The organism is Roseateles sp. P5_E4, from assembly GCF_054049255.1.
Window position 1 is genome coordinate 187,550 of record NZ_JBFUMS010000006.1, and the last position, 14,422, is coordinate 201,971.

Genomic DNA, 14,422 nt, shown 5'->3' on the forward strand with positions numbered 1-14,422 from the left:
TTAGCGGCCGCCAGGCTCCGGGAGTTCGATCTTGACTTCGAGTACTTCCAGATCCCCCTGGCGCTCCATGTGCACCTTGATGTCTTCAGGGTTGATCGACACGTATTTGCTGATGACGGCCACCAGCTCGCGCTGCAACTGCGGCAGATAGTCGGGGCTGGAGCTGCGGCCGTTGCGCTCGTGCGCGAGGATGAGCTGCAGCCGCTCCTTGGCGACGCTGGCCGAGCTCTTCTTCTCGCCGAGGAAAAAGTTCAGGAATCCCATTGCGCGGCTCCCATCACTTGGCGCCGAAGACGCGCTTGAACCAGCTGGGCTTCACGGCTTCGGTGAAGCGCATGGGCTTGTCCTCGCCGAGGAAGCGCGCGACGACGTCTTTGTAGGCCTCGGCCACGTCGGTCTCGGCCAGGTGGATAGCCGGCGTGCCCTGGTTGGAGGCCTGCAGCACGCTCTCGCTCTCGGGGATGACGCCGATCAGCGGCGTGCGCAGGATCTCATGGATGTCGTCCAGGCTCAGCATCTGGCCGCCCTCGACACGGTTCGGGTTGTAGCGCGTGATGAGCAGATGCTCCTTGACCGGGTCGCCGCCTTCGATGGCGCGCTTGGTCTTGCTGCTCAGCATGCCCAGGATGCGGTCGCTGTCGCGCACCGACGAGACCTCGGGATTGGTCACGACCAGTGCCTCGTCGGCGTAGTGCATGGCCATCAGCGCGCCGGTCTCGATGCCGGCCGGCGAGTCGCAGACGATGAAATCGAACTCCATCGCCTTGAGCTCGTTGAGCACGCGCTCGACGCCTTCCTGCTTCAGCGCGTCCTTGTCGCGCGTCTGCGAGGCGGCCAGGATGTAGAGCTTGTCGAGCTGCTTGTCCTTGATGAGGGCCTGCGTCAGTTTGATCTCTTCGTTGACGACGTTGATGAGGTCATACACCACACGGCGCTCGACGCCCATGATGAGGTCAAGGTTGCGCAGGCCAACATCGAAGTCGATGACGCAGGTCTTGTGGCCGCGCATCGCGAGGCCGGTGGCGAAGCTCGCGCTGGTGGTGGTCTTGCCGACCCCGCCCTTGCCGGAGGTGACGACGACGATCTTGGTCATCTGGAGCTTTCCTGTTCGTTCAGTTCAATCGGGTTCAGAGCACTTCAGAGGGCGAGTGGCAGCATCAGCAGCTTCTCGCCATCGAGCAGGACCTGGGCCGGCTTGCCCGCCACGTCGGCCGGCAGCGGGTTCTCGGTCGTGCGGTAGATGCCGGCAATCGACAGCAGCTCCGCCTCCAGGCTGTGGGCATAGATGCGGGCCGACGTGTCGCCGCGCGCGCCGGCGATGGCCTTGCCGCGCAGCGGTGCGTAGACATGCACGCTGCCATCGGCGATGACTTCGGCGCCGTGGTTCACCAGCGCCAGCACGACGAGGTCGCCGCCCTTGGCATAGATGCGCTGGCCGGAGCGCAGCGGCTTGTCGATGACCAGGGTCGGCGCAGGTGCGGCGGGCTTCTCGATGATCTTTTCGACGGTGATCTCACGAACCACCTCACGCACTGTCTCGGCCGGCGCGGCACTGCGTTCACCCATCGGCTCGTCGGCCGCGTCGGCCAGGCCCAGCTCATGCGCCGCGGCCAGCTCCTCGGCCGTCGCACCGGCCACGGCCACTGGCTGCAGCTGGCTGTTGCGCAGCAGCTCGACGATCGCCCGCAAATCAACCGGTGCCGGCCCGTCCAGGGCCAACGGTGCCTGGCCTTCGACCGGCGCGGCCACGGTGGCCGGCGCACGCGCCAGCTGGCTCAAGTCGATGACAACGGGCTCATGCTCGAAGCCGCCGGCGCCCGCGCGCTGGGCCCAGTCGGCGGCCAGCTCGGCCATGTCGGCGCTGTGCAGCACCAGGCCCAGCAGGCTGAAGCGGCGCGACTTCAATTCGAAAGTGCCGGCGCGCGCTGCGCTCTTGCCGCGTCCGCCACTTTCCCTCGTCAAATCCGCCATTGCGCCGCTGCCGCCCGTTCAAAAGGGCGCGAGTTTAGCCGCCACCCCCGCCTTGCCTGTTGGGGCTGCCCCCAGGCGGCACTCGCGATGGCGCCTCAAAAACGGGCATTGCGGGCGGCCGGCTGGCCGATCAAGCACTTAGCACCGCTGTCGTCAGCCGGCCCACAGACTTGTCCACAGCAGACGGGGACAAAGCGCGTCGAAATGTCCTTCCAAACCGTGACATCCGCACTTGGTGCCTTGACTTATCCCCAAATCTGGAAGGCGTCAAGCCCCGCCAGCCCTCATGCCCCCTGGCCCGTGAGCTCGCCCCGCCATTCCGCTAAGTTATTGATTCATATAAGCGAACCGAGGGTGCCTAGAAATTGAGCAACCTAAGCGGACCCGCATTCCATAAGGGCTTGGCTGCGATGGCGGCGGGTTCTCCACAAAGTTTTCCACAGACTCGGTGGATAGCTTTCAGAAGCGTTACAAATCAGTGACTTAAGCGAGGTCCTTGAGGCGCTGTGGAGCTTTCGGCTGCAACTTGGAAGCGCTCAACGCGCCATCGCAAGCTACATTGGGCCGACCACCTCAAGGAGAGTCCATTTTGGCTACCCCGAACTACAGCTATGAAAAACGCCAGCGCGAGCTGGCCAAGAAGCGCAAGGCCGAGGAAAAGCGCCAGCGCAAGATCAGCGGCAAGCCCGACGAACCCGACGCCCCCGATGAGCCTCAGGCCGATGGCGAGGCCGCAGCCGACCCGGCCGCCCCCGTTGACCCGCAAACCTAGAATCCGCAGTTCCGCCCGCCAGCTCCGTTCCCAGCGCCCATGCCCCGCCAGCTCTTCGTCACCACCGCCCTACCCTATGCGAACGCCGGTTTCCACATCGGCCACATCATGGAGTACACCCAGGCCGACACCTGGGTGCGCTTCCAGCGCATGGCGGGCCACGAAGTGCACTTCGTCTGTGCGGACGACGCCCACGGCGCGCCGATCATGATTTCGGCCGAGAAGGCCGGAAAGACGCCGCAGGACTTCGTCGCTGGCATTGCCGCCGGCCGCAAGCAATACCTCGACGGCTTTCACATCAGCTTCGACAACTGGCATTCGACCGACGGACCAGAGAACCACGAGCTGTCCAAGGCCGTCTATCTCGCGCTGCGCCACAACGAGCTGATCTCGACCAAGACCATCGAGCAATTCTTCGACCCGGCCAAGTCGATGTTTCTGCCGGACCGCTTCATCAAGGGCGAATGCCCCAAATGCGGCGCGAAGGACCAGTACGGCGACTCCTGCGAGGTCTGCGGCGCCGTCTATGCGCCCACCGAGCTGAAGAACCCTTACTCGGTGCTGTCCGGCGCGACGCCGGTGCTCAAGACCAGCGAGCACTACTTCTTCAAGCTGAGCGACCCACGCTGCGTCGACTTCCTGACGCAATGGACCCAGGAGGCCGGCCGGCTGCAGCCCGAGGTGCTGAACAAGATCCGCGAGTGGTTCGAGACCGACGAGGACGGCAACAACAAGCTCAGCGACTGGGACATCAGCCGCGACGCGCCTTATTTCGGCATCGAGATCCCCGATGCGCCGGGCAAGTACTTCTACGTCTGGCTGGACGCGCCCATCGGCTACCTGGCCTCGCTGAAGAACTACTTCGGCAAGACTGGCAGGGACTACGACGCCTTCATGGCGGATCCGTCGGTGGAGCAGATCCACTTCATCGGCAAGGACATCACCTACTTCCACACGCTGTTCTGGCCGGCAATGCTGCATTTCAGCGGCAAGCATCTGGCCGACGGCACCTACGTGCCGCGGAAGACCCCCAACCACGTCTTCGTGCACGGCTTCATGACCGTCAACGGAGGCGAGAAGATGAGCAAGAGCCGCGGCACCGGCCTGGACCCGCTGAAGTACCTCGCTCTCGGCCTGAACGCCGAGTGGCTGCGCTACTACATCGCCGCCAAGCTCAATGCCAAGGTCGAGGACATCGACTTCAACCCCGAGGACTTCGCGGCCCGCGTCAACAGCGACCTGGTCGGCAAGTTCATCAACATCGCGTCGCGCGCCGCTGGCTTCCTGACCAAGCGTTTCGACGGCCATCTCAGCGGCGACCTCGGCGTCGAAGGCCGCATGCTGCTGGACGCACTGCGCGCCCCAAGCGATTCGATCGCCCAGCTCTACGAGGACCGCGAATTCGGCAAGGCCATCCGCGAGATCATGCTGCTGGCCGACAAGGTCAACGAGTTCGTCGACCAGCACAAGCCCTGGGAGCTGGCCAAGCAGGAAGGCATGGACGCCGCCCTGCACGACGTCTGCAGCGTCTGCATCGAGGCCTTCCGCCTGCTGACCCTCTACCTCAAGCCGGTACTGCCGGCATTGGCCGGTCAGGTCGAGTCCTTCCTGAAGATCGCGCCGCTGCAGTGGAGCGACAGCGCCCGCGCCCTGGGCGCCCATCAGATCGGCGTCTACCAGCACCTGATGCAGCGCGTCGACCTGGCCAAGGTGGAGCAGCTGTTCGAAGCCCCGCCGGCGCCGAAGGTGGTGCCCGGTGGCGAAGACCTCGCGGAAGAGATCAAGATCGACGACTTCGCCAAGGTTGACCTGCGCATCGCGAAGATCGTCAAGGCCGAGCACGTCGAGGGCTCGGACAAGCTGCTGCGCCTGACGCTGGACGCTGGCGAGGGCCGCCTGCGCAATGTCTTCAGTGGCATCAAAAGCGCCTACAAGCCCGAGGCCCTGGAAGGCAAGCTGACCGTGCTTGTCGCCAACCTCGCACCGCGCAAGATGAAGTTCGGCATCAGCGAGGGCATGGTGCTGGCCGCCAGCCACGCCGACGAGAAGGCCCACCCGGGCATCTTCGTGCTCGAGCCTTTCCCCGGCGCTCTGCCGGGCATGCGGGTGCGCTGAGCAGCCATGAACTCGCCGCGACTGCCTCTTGGCCCGTCGCGGCGCCGGCGTTTCATCGCCGAGCACTACCACTGCGGGCCTCCGGCCGCGACCTCGCTCCTCGCGTCGTCGCCACCCCGGAGGTTCCATGCCACTGCCCCAGCTGCACCCTTTCCGCCCCCGCATGCTCGCGCTGCGGGCGGGTTACTCGCGGCAGCGCTTCCTCGCTGATCTCGGCGCCGGCCTGACGGTCGGCATCGTCGCGCTGCCGCTGGCGCTGGCCTTCGCCATCGCCTCCGGTCTGCGCCCCGAACAGGGCCTGGCCACGGCCATCGTCGCCGGCTTGCTGATCTCCCTCTTCGGCGGCTCCAGCGTGCAGATCGGCGGGCCGGCCGGCGCCTTCATCGTCGTCGTCTACGGCATCCTGCAGCGCTACGGCCTGGCCAATCTGCTGCTCGCCACCATGGGCGCCGGTGTGCTGCTGTTCGCGATGGGCGCCCTCAGGCTCGGCGTGCTGGTGCGCTACATCCCGGTGGCCATCGTCACCGGCTTCACCAACGGCATCGCGGTGCTGATCGCGCTCGCTCAGCTGAAGGACGCACTGGGCCTGTCGCGCGTGCCCATGCCGGCCGACTTCTTCGGCCAGATTGGCGTGCTGAGCGCGCACGCGGCAGGCTTCAATCCCTGGGCCGTTGCGACGACTGCCGCGGCCGTGACCGTGCTGCTGCTCTGGCCCAAGAACATCGGGCAGCAGGCCCTGAGCGGCGTGCGGCGCTGGATGGCGCTGCTGCCCAGCACCGTCATCGCGCTCGTGGGCGCGACGCTGGCCACCGCGCTGCTGGACCTGCCGCTGGAAACCATCGGCAGCCGTTTCGGTGGCATTCCGCGCAGCCTGCCAGCGCTGGCCTGGCCGGACGCGAGCTGGGAGGGCCTGCGCCAGCTCGTCATCCCGACATTGACTTTGGCGCTGCTCGGCGCCATCGAGTCACTGCTCTGCGCCCGCGTGGCCGACAAGCTCACGCCTGACCTGCCCCGCCATGACCCCAACCAGGAGCTGATGGCGCAGGGTATCGCCAACCTGGTGGCGCCGCTGTTCGGCGGCATGCCGGCCACCGGCACCATCGCCCGCACGGTGACCAATATCCGTGCCGGCGCGACCAGCCCGGTCGCCGGCATCGTGCATGCGCTGAGCCTGCTGATCATCCTGCTCGTGGCCGCGCCGCTGGCCGTGCATGTGCCCCTCGCGGCCTTGGCCGGCATCCTGCTCGTCGTCGCCTGGAACATGGGCGACTGGCACGAGTTCGCACGCCTGCGGCGATTCAACTTCACCTACCGCACGCTGCTCGTCGGCACTTTCACGCTGACCGTCGTGACCGACCTGACCGTGGCGGTGGAGGTGGGCCTGATCGCGTCCTGCGTGTTTTTCGTCTGGCGCATGGGCCAGCTGTTCACGATCAGCCGCTTCGACGCCGGCGTCCTGCCCGAGGGCGTGGTGGCCTACGAGCTCTATGGCGCCCTGTTCTTTGGCGCGGTCGGCAAGATCGAGGCGCTGGCCGAGCAGCTGCCCGCTGGCACGCGGGCCGTCGTCTTCGAGATGCACCGCCTCATCGTCATGGACACCTCGGGCGTGGAGGCCCTGCGCGAACTGCACCGCACGCTGGCCAAGCGCAGCGTCGCCCTGGTGCTCGCGAACATCAACGCCCAGCCCCTGGATCTGCTGCGCCGCTCCGGTCTGGCCGCCGAATTGGGCGACGCCGCCATCGTGCCCAGCATCGCCGATCTAAAATCAGCCCCTTAGTCAAAGAGACCCCCATGCCGCTGTTCTGGAAGCCCTACAAGTCCGAAGTCACGAACTTCATTGAGCAACTCAAGGCCCAGCGCCCCACGCTGGAGGCCGAACAGCGCGCCGGCCGTGCCCTGCTGTGGGACAAGGAGCAGGACCGCAACGCCCAGGCCGGTTTCGACGACGCCCGCGTACCGCAGCAGCCCTACGTCTATCAAACGTCCGGCAAGTAAGCCTTGACGGCCATGGCTGAGGAATCCAGCCAAGCCGCGTCTGACCTTCCCGAGGTCGTAGACGCGGTCGCAGTGGCGCGCCTGTACGGCGAGCCGCTGTTCCAGATGCCGCTGGACCTCTACATCCCGCCGGATGCGTTGGAGGTCTTCCTGGAGGCCTTCCAGGGCCCGCTGGACCTGCTGCTGTACCTCATCCGCAAGCAGAACTTCAACATCCTCGACATCCCGCTGGCCGACGTGACCCGCCAGTACCTGAGCTATGTCGAGCAGATCCGCAAGCACAACCTCGAGCTGGCCAGCGAATACCTCTTGATGGCCGCGATGCTGATCGAGATCAAGTCGCGCATGCTGCTGCCGCCCAAGAAGAGCGAGGATGGCAAGGAAGCCGAGGATCCGCGTGCCGAGCTGGTGCGGCGCCTGCTGGAGTACGAGCAGATGAAGCTCGCCGCCGCGCGGCTGGACCGCCTGCCGCAGTTGGGTCGCGACTTCCTGCGCGCCCAGGTCCACATCGAGCAGTCGCTGACGCCCCACTTCCCCGACGTCAACACCGATGACCTGCGCGAAGCCTGGCTGGACATCCTCAAGCGTGCCAAGCTCAACCAGCACCACAAGATCAGCCGCGAGCAGCTGTCGGTGCGCGAGCACATGAGCATCGTGCTGCGCCGCCTGCAGGGCCAGCGCTTCGTCGAGTTCGAGGCCCTGTTCGACGTCACGCGCGGCCAGGCCGTCATCGTCGTCACCTTCATCGCGATGCTGGAGCTGGCCAAGGAGCGCCTGCTGGAGATCACGCAGGCCGAGGCGTTCGCGCCGATCTATGTGAGGCTGGCGTACAGCGCCAATTGATCAGCGCCCGCGCAGCTTCTGCACCGCCATCACGCCGGCCAGCACCAGCGCCCCGGCGACCACGCCGACCAACGCATTGGCGCCGTTCTCCAGCACCGCTGACACCAGCCACGCCTGGCCCTCTGCAAGATGGGCAATGGCGTGATGCAGCGGCGCAATGCCATGCACGAGGATGCCGCCGCCGACGAGGAACATCGCCGCCGTGCCCAGCACCGTCAGCAGCTTCATCAACTGCGGCGCAGCGGCCAGCAGGAAGCGACCGAAAGCCTGCGCCGCTGCGCCTGCCTTGCGTGACAGCCAGAGCCCGGCGTCGTCCATCTTGACGATGCCGGCCACAAAGCCATAGACGCCCAACGTCATCGCGATCGACACGGCCACCAGGACGGCCAGTTGGGTCTGCAGCGGCGCGCTGGCCACCGTACCCAGGGCGATGACGATGATTTCGGCGGACAGGATGAAGTCGGTGCGGATGGCCCCCTTGACCTTGTCGCGCTCGAAGGTGGCCATGTCGACCTTGGGGTCGGCAATCGCCTTGACCAGCTCGTCGTGGTGAGCCTGGTCTTCCTCCGCGCTATGCAGGAATTTGTGCGCCAGCTTCTCAAAGCCCTCGAAGCACAGATAGGCGCCGCCCACCATCAGCAAGGGGGTGATGGCCCACGGGGCAAAGGCCGAGATGGCCAGGGCCGCCGGCACCAGGATGGCCTTGTTCAGCAGCGAGCCCTTGGCCACCGCCCACACCACCGGCAATTCGCGGTCGGCATTGACGCCGGTGACCTGCTGAGCGTTGAGCGCCAAGTCGTCGCCCAGCACCCCGGCGGTCTTTGTGGCGGCGACCTTGGTCATGGTCGCCACGTCGTCAAGGATGGTGGCGATGTCGTCGAGCAGGACGAGCAGGCTGGAGGCCATGGGGCAGCACGAAGGCGGTCGTTGAACGGGCCGCCATGCTATCCGGCCTAACCGCTTCTCAGCGGTAATGGCGCGCCAGGCTCTCCGCGACGCACACCGGCTTGGCCGCACCCTCGGCCTCGATGGCTACCTCCACCGTCAACTGCACCGCGCCACCGGCCACCGGGTCCATGGCCAGAAGTTTGAAGCCGGCGCGCAGCCGGCTGCCCACCGGCACCGGCTTCGTGAAGCGCACCTTGTTGAGGCCGTAGTTCAGCACCATGCGCGATTCGCGCACCGAGAAGCCGGTCTCAAAAAAATACGGGATCAGCGACAGCGTCAGGAAGCCATGCGCAATCGGTCCGCCGAAAGGCCCCGCCTTGGCGCGTTCGGGGTCGACGTGGATCCACTGCCTGTCCTCAGTCGCCTCGGCAAACGCGTTCACGCGCGCCTGGTCGACGGTGATCCAATCGCTGTGGCCCAGGGGTTGGCCGATCAGGGATTCGAGATCGGCAAGGGTGTCGAAGTGGCGCATGCAGGGTGACGCAAGGTGGCGGGTGTGCCACTACGTTAACCTCGCGCGCCCTGATCGACCGTAGCCCACGCGACACCGCCGTTCCATGCACATTCTGTTGATCGAGGACGACCTCGGCTTGGGGCCTGCGCTGCAGGCCGCGCTGCACACCGAAGGGCACAGCAGCACCTGGCTGCGGCGCGCCAACGACGCGCCCCGGCAGCTCGACCCCGCCGCGCAGGACGCCGTGCTGCTGGACCAGACCCTGCCCGACGGCGACGGCCGCGCCTTGCTGACACGCTGGCGCCGCCAGGGCAGCGCAGTGCCAGTCATCGTCATCACCGCACGCACCACGCTGGAGGACCGCCTCGCCGGCTTCGACGGCGGCGCCGACGACTATGTGGTCAAGCCCTTCGAGATGCCCGAACTGATGGCGCGCCTGCGCTCGGTGCTGCGGCGCTGCGCCCAGCAGGCCAGCGACGAGTGGACGCTGGGCGGCCTGACGGTCGAGCCGCGCCGCCAGCGGGTGCTTCTGGAGGGCGCTGAGCTGGCGCTGTCGCCGCGCGAATATCAGCTGCTGCTGGAACTGGCACGCGAACGCGGCGGTGTGGTCGCCAAGCACCAGCTCGCGCAACGCCTGGCGCCGCTGGGCGAGCCGATGGAGTTCGGCACGCTGGAGGTGCACCTGGCCAACCTGCGCCGCAAGGTGGGCGCGGCCCGCATCGGCACGCTGCGCGGCGTGGGCTACTGGCTCGAATGCGCATGAAGTTCGAATGGCTGCAACCCACGCTGACGCGCCGGCTCATCCTCGCGCTGTTGCTCGCCTTCACGCTGTGCTCGGTGCTGCTGCTGGTGGACGACCAGCTCGATGTCCAGCACCAGTTGGCCACCGACCCGGGTGTGCGCCAGCTGGGCCGGCAGCTCGCCGCGGGGCTGGAAGAGATCGACGATCCCGCGCTGGCTACCCGGGTGCTCGATGGCCACACGCGCTACATCAACGGGCTGCGCATGGGGCAGACCATGACGACAGGCCCGCTGCTGATGCAGTTGCTGGACCGTCAAGGCCGACAGGTCTACGCGTCGGCACCCGGCGATGCCATTACCAAGCCAGGCGTCGGCGAGCAGACCATCGCCGGCCGGACGCACTGGACCTACCGCCAGGACGGGCCGCGCTGGTCGCTGAGGCTGGCCGAGCCGGCGTTGTCGCGCGCCCAGTTGCTCGGCTTTGCCAGCGGCGCGCTGGGCATGCAGCTGCTGGTGGGCTTCCCTTTGATGCTGCTGCCGCTGTGGATCGCCGTCTACACGGGCCTGGCACCGCTGCGCCGCTTTGCTCGCCGGCTGAACAGCCTGGACCTGCGGCAGGACCTGGCACCGCTGGACGTGGACCTGCGCTACCGTGAGCTGCGCCCGCTGGGTCAGGCCTTCGACGCACTGCTGAGCCGCCTGCGCAGGCGCCGCGCGCGTGAACGCGCCTTTGTGCACGAGGCGGCGCACGAGCTGCGCACGCCGCTGGCCGTCGTCGCCACGCAGACCCACGCCCTCGTGCACGCAGCTGATGCCGACGCGCGCGCCACTGCTGCCGCCGGGCTGCAACACGCCATCGCACGCAGCGCCCACCTGTCGCGCCAGCTGCTGGACCTGGCCAGCCTCGACAACGAGCAGCCCGCCGCGCCGGTCGCCCTCGACCTCGCGCATTTCTGCGCACAGCGACTGGCCGAGCAGGCGGGCGCCGCACGCGAGCGCGGCATTGCGCTGGCGCTGGACGCGCCGGACCAGCTGCCGGTACGCCTGGACACCGTGGCCTTGCAGTCCTTGCTGCAGAACCTGCTCGACAACGCATTGCGCTACGTGGGCCGCGGCCGCCGCATCGAGGTCAGTCTCGACGTCACGCCCGACGGCCTGCGGCTGGCTGTTGCCGATGACGGCCCGGGCATTGCGCCCGCCGACCGCCCTCAGGCCTTCGAGCGCTTCTGGCGCGGCGCCGGGCATGACGTGCAGGGCAGCGGGCTGGGCCTGGCCATCGTGGCGCGGGCTGCCGACCGACTGGGTGGCCAGGTCACGCTGGGCGACGGCCTCACGTGGCCCGACGGCAGTGGTTGCGGTGCGCGCTTCGAACTTCGGTTGCCGGCCATCGTCTTGGGCATTCCTTAAGCCACGGCTTTCAACAATGGCCCGGTCCTTTCCACCACCGACCGGAGCCTTGTTTGAAAGCTGTGCTGTTCCTCACCGTTGCCGCGCTGGCCGCTCTGCCCGCGCATGCCGCCGACCCCTACGTCGGCTTCAACCTCACTACTCCCGGCGAGGCGAACTTCAGCATCAACGGCCATGACGTGGCCAACGACAACAAGCCGCATGCGATGAAGCTGTACGCCGGGCTGCAGTTCACGCCCACCTGGGCGGCCGAGCTGGGCTACGGCGCCTTCGGCACCTACCACGCGGCCGACCCCACGCCAGGTTCCCCCTACCAGCTGAAGATGTCCACCAGCGTCGCCTACCTGGCCGCACGGGCCACCACATCGCTCGGCGATTCCTTCGCGCTCTTCGGCAAGGTCGGCCTGGCCGTGAACCGGCTCAAGGCCAGCGACTCGCTGGGCCACACCGATCGCGAGTCCTTCGTGCGGCCCATGTTCGGCAGCGGCCTGGAGTGGAAGCTCGCACCGCAGGTGTCCGCCACCGTCGAATACAACCGCTACGGTTCGCGCCGCAGCGACGGCGACCGCTTCACGCAGCAGAAGGCCGAGGTGGGTCTGGCCTTCAAGTTCTAGTCGGGCGGGCAAGTTAATCTCGCGGGCCATGCCTGACAGTACCGCCCGCGACATCCTCGTCCTCGCCGCCCACCCCGACCTGGCCCGCTCCCATGCGACCCGCACGCTGCTCGATGCGCTGCGTGCCTCGCCTGCAGCCGACCGCGTCGAGCTGCGTGACCTCTACCGCCTCTATCCGGACTTCCACATCCACATCGACGCCGAGCAGCGCGCCCTCGAAGCCGCCAAGCTGGTCGTCATGTTGCATCCCATCTACTGGTACAGCATGCCGGCACTGCAGAAGCTCTGGCTGGACGAGGTGCCGCGCCTGGGCTGGGCCTATGGGCCCGGCGGCACGGCCCTGCACGGCAAGGACTTCTGGCTGGTCGCCTCCACCGGCGGCGGCGCCGAGGCCTATGCACCGGGCGGCCACAACCACCACCCCATAGCCGACTTCCTGTTGCCCTACCGGCAGTCGGCCCACACCTGCGGCATGAACTACCTGCCGCCGCAGATCCTGCAAGGCGCCCACCGCGTGACGGACGCCGAGATCACCGCCCATGCCGAGCTGTTCGTGAAGCGGCTGGCGCATTACCCCGAGTGGTGCGAGCACCTCGCCGAGCCAGCCATCGGCGACGAGGAGGCCGTTGCTCTGGATGAGAGGCCACCGTTGTTCTCTACGTTGGACGCCGGGAGCGACGAATGAGCCACGGCAATTGGCTGCAACTGCCCCTCGTCTTCCTCGCCGCCGCCGTGCTCGCCGTGCCGCTGGCACGCTGGCTGCGCTTGGGCTCCATCCTCGGCTACCTTGTCGCCGGCCTGCTGATCGGCCCGGCCGTGCTGGGGCTGATTCCCGAATCCACGGCCATTCCCGAGGTCGCCGAGCTCGGCGTCGTGCTGATGCTTTTCCTCGTCGGCCTGGAGCTGGAGCCCAAGCGGCTGTGGGCCATGCGCCGGCCCATCTTCGGCTGGGGCAGCGTGCAGTTGCTGGGCTGCGCGGCGGTGCTGACCTTTGTCGGCCTCGCGCTGGGTTACCCGTGGCGGCTCGCCGTCGTCGTCAGCCTGGGCCTGGCGATGTCGTCCACGGCCGTGGCGCTGGCGGTGCTGGCCGAGCGCAACCTCGGCCGCACGACGGCGGGCGAGAGCATCCTGTCCGTCGCGCTGCTGCAGGACATCGCCGCCATCCCCGTGCTGGCCCTGGTGCCGGTGCTGGCGCTCAGCGGCGCGGCGGATGACGGTGACGGCAAGACATGGCTGGCGGCCGCCAAGGCCCTGGGCGCCATCATCACCATCGTCTTCGGCGGGCGCCTGTTGCTGCGCCCGGCCCTGCGTTGGATTGCTCACAGCAAGACGCCCGAGATCTTCACCGCCGCGGCCCTGCTGCTGGTGCTGGGAACGGCGGCGCTGATGCAACTCGTCGGCCTGTCCATGGCGCTGGGCGCCTTCCTGGCCGGCGTGCTGCTGGCCGAAAGCGAATACCGCCGCGAGCTGGAGACCGACCTGGAGCCCTTCAAGGGACTGCTGCTGGGCTTGTTCTTCATCGCCGTCGGCATGGGGCTGGACCTCAAGGCCGTCGCCGCCCAGCCGGGCTTCGTGGCGCTGCTCGTGCTGGCCCTGCTCGCCTGCAAGATCCTCGTGCTCGGTGCCATGGCCAAGGCGATGAAGATCCCGCTGGTGGAGCGGCCGGCCTTCGTCATCCTGCTGGCCCAGGGCGGCGAGTTCGGCTTCGTCGTCTTCCAGCTCGCCCAGAGCGAGGGCATGATCAGCGCGGCGCAGAACTCGGCCCTGGTGGCGGCCGTGGCGCTGTCGCTGGCGCTGACCCCGCTGCTGCTGACCGGTGGCGACCGGCTGATGTCGCAGAAGCTTGCCCGCCGCGGCCTCAAGAAGCGCGCCGAAGCTACGCCGCCACCGCCCTCGCCCATCATCATTGCCGGCAGTGGCCGCTACGGTCAGGTCGTCGCCCGCATGCTGCGCGCCAACGGCCTGGAAGCCACCGTTCTGGACCACGACTCCGAGGCCATCGAGAGCCTGCGTCGCTTCGACTGGACGGTCTACTACGGCGACGCGACACGGCTGGACATGCTCAAGACCGCGGGCGCAGCGACGGGGCGCATCCTCGTCATCGCCATCGACGACATCGCGCAGAGCGTCGAGATCGCCGAGCTGGCGCGCGAGCATTTCCCGCAGCTCACCGTCGTGGCCCGCGCACGCAATGTGCAGCACTACTACCAATTGCACGAGGCCGGCGTGCGTCACATCGAGCGCGAGACCTTCGACGCCGCGCTGATGAGCGCGCGCAGCGTGCTGGAGCTGACCGGCATGGAGCCGCACGCCGCACGCCGCCAGGCCATGCGCTTCCGGCGCCACAACATCGACGTGCTCAACACCATGGTGCCGCTGCAGGGTGACGAGGGCGCGCTGATCGCCGCTGCCCGGCTGGGCCGCCAGCAGTTCGAGCAGTTGATCGCCGCCGAGCGCGAGGCCGAGGACGCGCACCGCAAGGCCCAGCGTGGCGGCTGGGACAGGCAGGACGCCGCACCGCCTCTTTGAGGGCAGGGTTTGAAGGTGCGCGGCGACAATCGA

General features: G+C 67.6%; 15 protein-coding genes. 10 read left to right on the forward strand and 5 right to left on the reverse strand.

What is annotated here, in order from left to right; genetic code table 11:
• Genes minE through minC form a run of 3 tightly spaced genes read right to left on the reverse strand, consistent with a single transcriptional unit; the run spans position 1 to position 1,971 of the window.
• Positions 1 to 264: a cell division topological specificity factor MinE gene (gene minE, locus ACXJLH_RS13790; RefSeq protein ID WP_056199081.1), complete on the reverse strand. Its 264-nt coding sequence runs from the start codon at positions 262 to 264 to the stop codon at positions 1 to 3.
• Positions 265 to 277: 13 nt separating this feature from the next.
• Positions 278 to 1,093: a septum site-determining protein MinD gene (minD, locus tag ACXJLH_RS13795; protein WP_457354209.1), complete on the reverse strand. Its 816-nt coding sequence runs from the start codon at positions 1,091 to 1,093 to the stop codon at positions 278 to 280.
• Positions 1,094 to 1,137: 44 nt separating this feature from the next.
• Positions 1,138 to 1,971, reverse strand: coding sequence for a septum site-determining protein MinC (minC, locus tag ACXJLH_RS13800; RefSeq protein WP_056199088.1), 834 nt, complete (start codon positions 1,969 to 1,971; stop codon positions 1,138 to 1,140).
• 589 nt (positions 1,972 to 2,560) lie between these two features.
• Between minC and ACXJLH_RS13805 the strand changes: the two genes are divergently transcribed.
• From ACXJLH_RS13805 to ACXJLH_RS13825, 5 genes are all read left to right on the forward strand, one after another.
• Positions 2,561 to 2,743, forward strand: a complete 183-nt coding sequence (locus ACXJLH_RS13805; RefSeq protein ID WP_056199090.1) for a hypothetical protein — start codon at positions 2,561 to 2,563, stop codon at positions 2,741 to 2,743.
• 39 nt (positions 2,744 to 2,782) lie between these two features.
• Positions 2,783 to 4,858: a methionine--tRNA ligase gene (gene metG, locus ACXJLH_RS13810; protein WP_457354211.1), complete on the forward strand. Its 2,076-nt coding sequence runs from the start codon at positions 2,783 to 2,785 to the stop codon at positions 4,856 to 4,858.
• A gap of 127 nt (positions 4,859 to 4,985) precedes the next feature.
• Positions 4,986 to 6,635 carry a SulP family inorganic anion transporter gene (locus tag ACXJLH_RS13815; RefSeq protein ID WP_457444700.1) on the forward strand — a complete coding sequence of 550 codons (1,650 nt, stop codon included), beginning with the start codon at positions 4,986 to 4,988 and terminating at the stop codon, positions 6,633 to 6,635.
• Positions 6,636 to 6,649: 14 nt separating this feature from the next.
• On the forward strand, positions 6,650 to 6,853 hold the full coding sequence (locus ACXJLH_RS13820) for a DUF3460 family protein (protein WP_056199099.1): 204 nt from the start codon (positions 6,650 to 6,652) through the stop codon (positions 6,851 to 6,853).
• Positions 6,854 to 6,865: 12 nt separating this feature from the next.
• Positions 6,866 to 7,696 carry a segregation and condensation protein A gene (locus tag ACXJLH_RS13825; protein ID WP_056199739.1) on the forward strand — a complete coding sequence of 277 codons (831 nt, stop codon included), beginning with the start codon at positions 6,866 to 6,868 and terminating at the stop codon, positions 7,694 to 7,696.
• On the opposite strand, the gene ACXJLH_RS13830 is transcribed toward ACXJLH_RS13825, so the two are convergent.
• Both ACXJLH_RS13830 and ACXJLH_RS13835 read right to left on the reverse strand, forming a co-directional pair.
• Entirely contained in the window at positions 7,697 to 8,602 is a 906-nt protein-coding gene (locus tag ACXJLH_RS13830; protein WP_457444702.1) for a DUF808 domain-containing protein, read from the reverse strand.
• Between the two features lie 58 nt (positions 8,603 to 8,660).
• Positions 8,661 to 9,116, reverse strand: coding sequence for a MaoC family dehydratase (locus tag ACXJLH_RS13835; RefSeq protein ID WP_457354219.1), 456 nt, complete (start codon positions 9,114 to 9,116; stop codon positions 8,661 to 8,663).
• Between the two features lie 85 nt (positions 9,117 to 9,201).
• Here ACXJLH_RS13835 and ACXJLH_RS13840 point away from each other — a divergent pair, with 85 nt between their 5' ends.
• The 5 genes from ACXJLH_RS13840 to kefC all read left to right on the forward strand — a co-directional run bounded on the left by ACXJLH_RS13840 (position 9,202) and on the right by kefC (position 14,389).
• Positions 9,202 to 9,861, forward strand: a complete 660-nt coding sequence (locus ACXJLH_RS13840) for a response regulator (RefSeq protein ID WP_457444703.1) — start codon at positions 9,202 to 9,204, stop codon at positions 9,859 to 9,861.
• Positions 9,858 to 11,246, forward strand: a complete 1,389-nt coding sequence (locus tag ACXJLH_RS13845; RefSeq protein WP_457444705.1) for a sensor histidine kinase — start codon at positions 9,858 to 9,860, stop codon at positions 11,244 to 11,246. The genes ACXJLH_RS13840 and ACXJLH_RS13845 overlap by 4 nt, the downstream gene beginning before the upstream one ends.
• 62 nt (positions 11,247 to 11,308) lie before the next feature.
• Positions 11,309 to 11,860, forward strand: coding sequence for an outer membrane beta-barrel protein (locus tag ACXJLH_RS13850; protein ID WP_457444827.1), 552 nt, complete (start codon positions 11,309 to 11,311; stop codon positions 11,858 to 11,860).
• A 28-nt stretch (positions 11,861 to 11,888) separates the two neighbouring features.
• Positions 11,889 to 12,545 (forward strand): glutathione-regulated potassium-efflux system oxidoreductase KefF, encoded by a 657-nt coding sequence (kefF, locus tag ACXJLH_RS13855; RefSeq protein WP_457444707.1) that lies wholly within the window; start codon positions 11,889 to 11,891, stop codon positions 12,543 to 12,545.
• Positions 12,542 to 14,389, forward strand: a complete 1,848-nt coding sequence (gene kefC / locus ACXJLH_RS13860) for a glutathione-regulated potassium-efflux system protein KefC (protein WP_457444709.1) — start codon at positions 12,542 to 12,544, stop codon at positions 14,387 to 14,389. Before kefF ends, kefC begins: the two co-directional genes overlap by 4 nt.
• The last annotated feature ends 33 nt before the right edge of the window (positions 14,390 to 14,422 follow it).

What these genes read in the sequence shown, in the direction of transcription:
- minE (WP_056199081.1), bottom strand. Translation starts at nt 264, where the DNA reads ATGGGATTCCTGAACTTTTTCCTCGGCGAGAAGAAGAGCTCGGCCAGC.
- minD (WP_457354209.1), bottom strand. Translation starts at nt 1,093, where the DNA reads ATGACCAAGATCGTCGTCGTCACCTCCGGCAAGGGCGGGGTCGGCAAG.
- minC (WP_056199088.1), bottom strand. Translation starts at nt 1,971, where the DNA reads ATGGCGGATTTGACGAGGGAAAGTGGCGGACGCGGCAAGAGCGCAGCG.
- metG (WP_457354211.1), top strand. Translation starts at nt 2,783, where the DNA reads ATGCCCCGCCAGCTCTTCGTCACCACCGCCCTACCCTATGCGAACGCC.
- ACXJLH_RS13815 (WP_457444700.1), top strand. Translation starts at nt 4,986, where the DNA reads ATGCCACTGCCCCAGCTGCACCCTTTCCGCCCCCGCATGCTCGCGCTG.
- ACXJLH_RS13820 (WP_056199099.1), top strand. Translation starts at nt 6,650, where the DNA reads ATGCCGCTGTTCTGGAAGCCCTACAAGTCCGAAGTCACGAACTTCATT.
- ACXJLH_RS13825 (WP_056199739.1), top strand. Translation starts at nt 6,866, where the DNA reads ATGGCTGAGGAATCCAGCCAAGCCGCGTCTGACCTTCCCGAGGTCGTA.
- ACXJLH_RS13830 (WP_457444702.1), bottom strand. Translation starts at nt 8,602, where the DNA reads ATGGCCTCCAGCCTGCTCGTCCTGCTCGACGACATCGCCACCATCCTT.
- ACXJLH_RS13835 (WP_457354219.1), bottom strand. Translation starts at nt 9,116, where the DNA reads ATGCGCCACTTCGACACCCTTGCCGATCTCGAATCCCTGATCGGCCAA.
- ACXJLH_RS13840 (WP_457444703.1), top strand. Translation starts at nt 9,202, where the DNA reads ATGCACATTCTGTTGATCGAGGACGACCTCGGCTTGGGGCCTGCGCTG.
- ACXJLH_RS13845 (WP_457444705.1), top strand. Translation starts at nt 9,858, where the DNA reads ATGAAGTTCGAATGGCTGCAACCCACGCTGACGCGCCGGCTCATCCTC.
- kefF (WP_457444707.1), top strand. Translation starts at nt 11,889, where the DNA reads ATGCCTGACAGTACCGCCCGCGACATCCTCGTCCTCGCCGCCCACCCC.
- kefC (WP_457444709.1), top strand. Translation starts at nt 12,542, where the DNA reads ATGAGCCACGGCAATTGGCTGCAACTGCCCCTCGTCTTCCTCGCCGCC.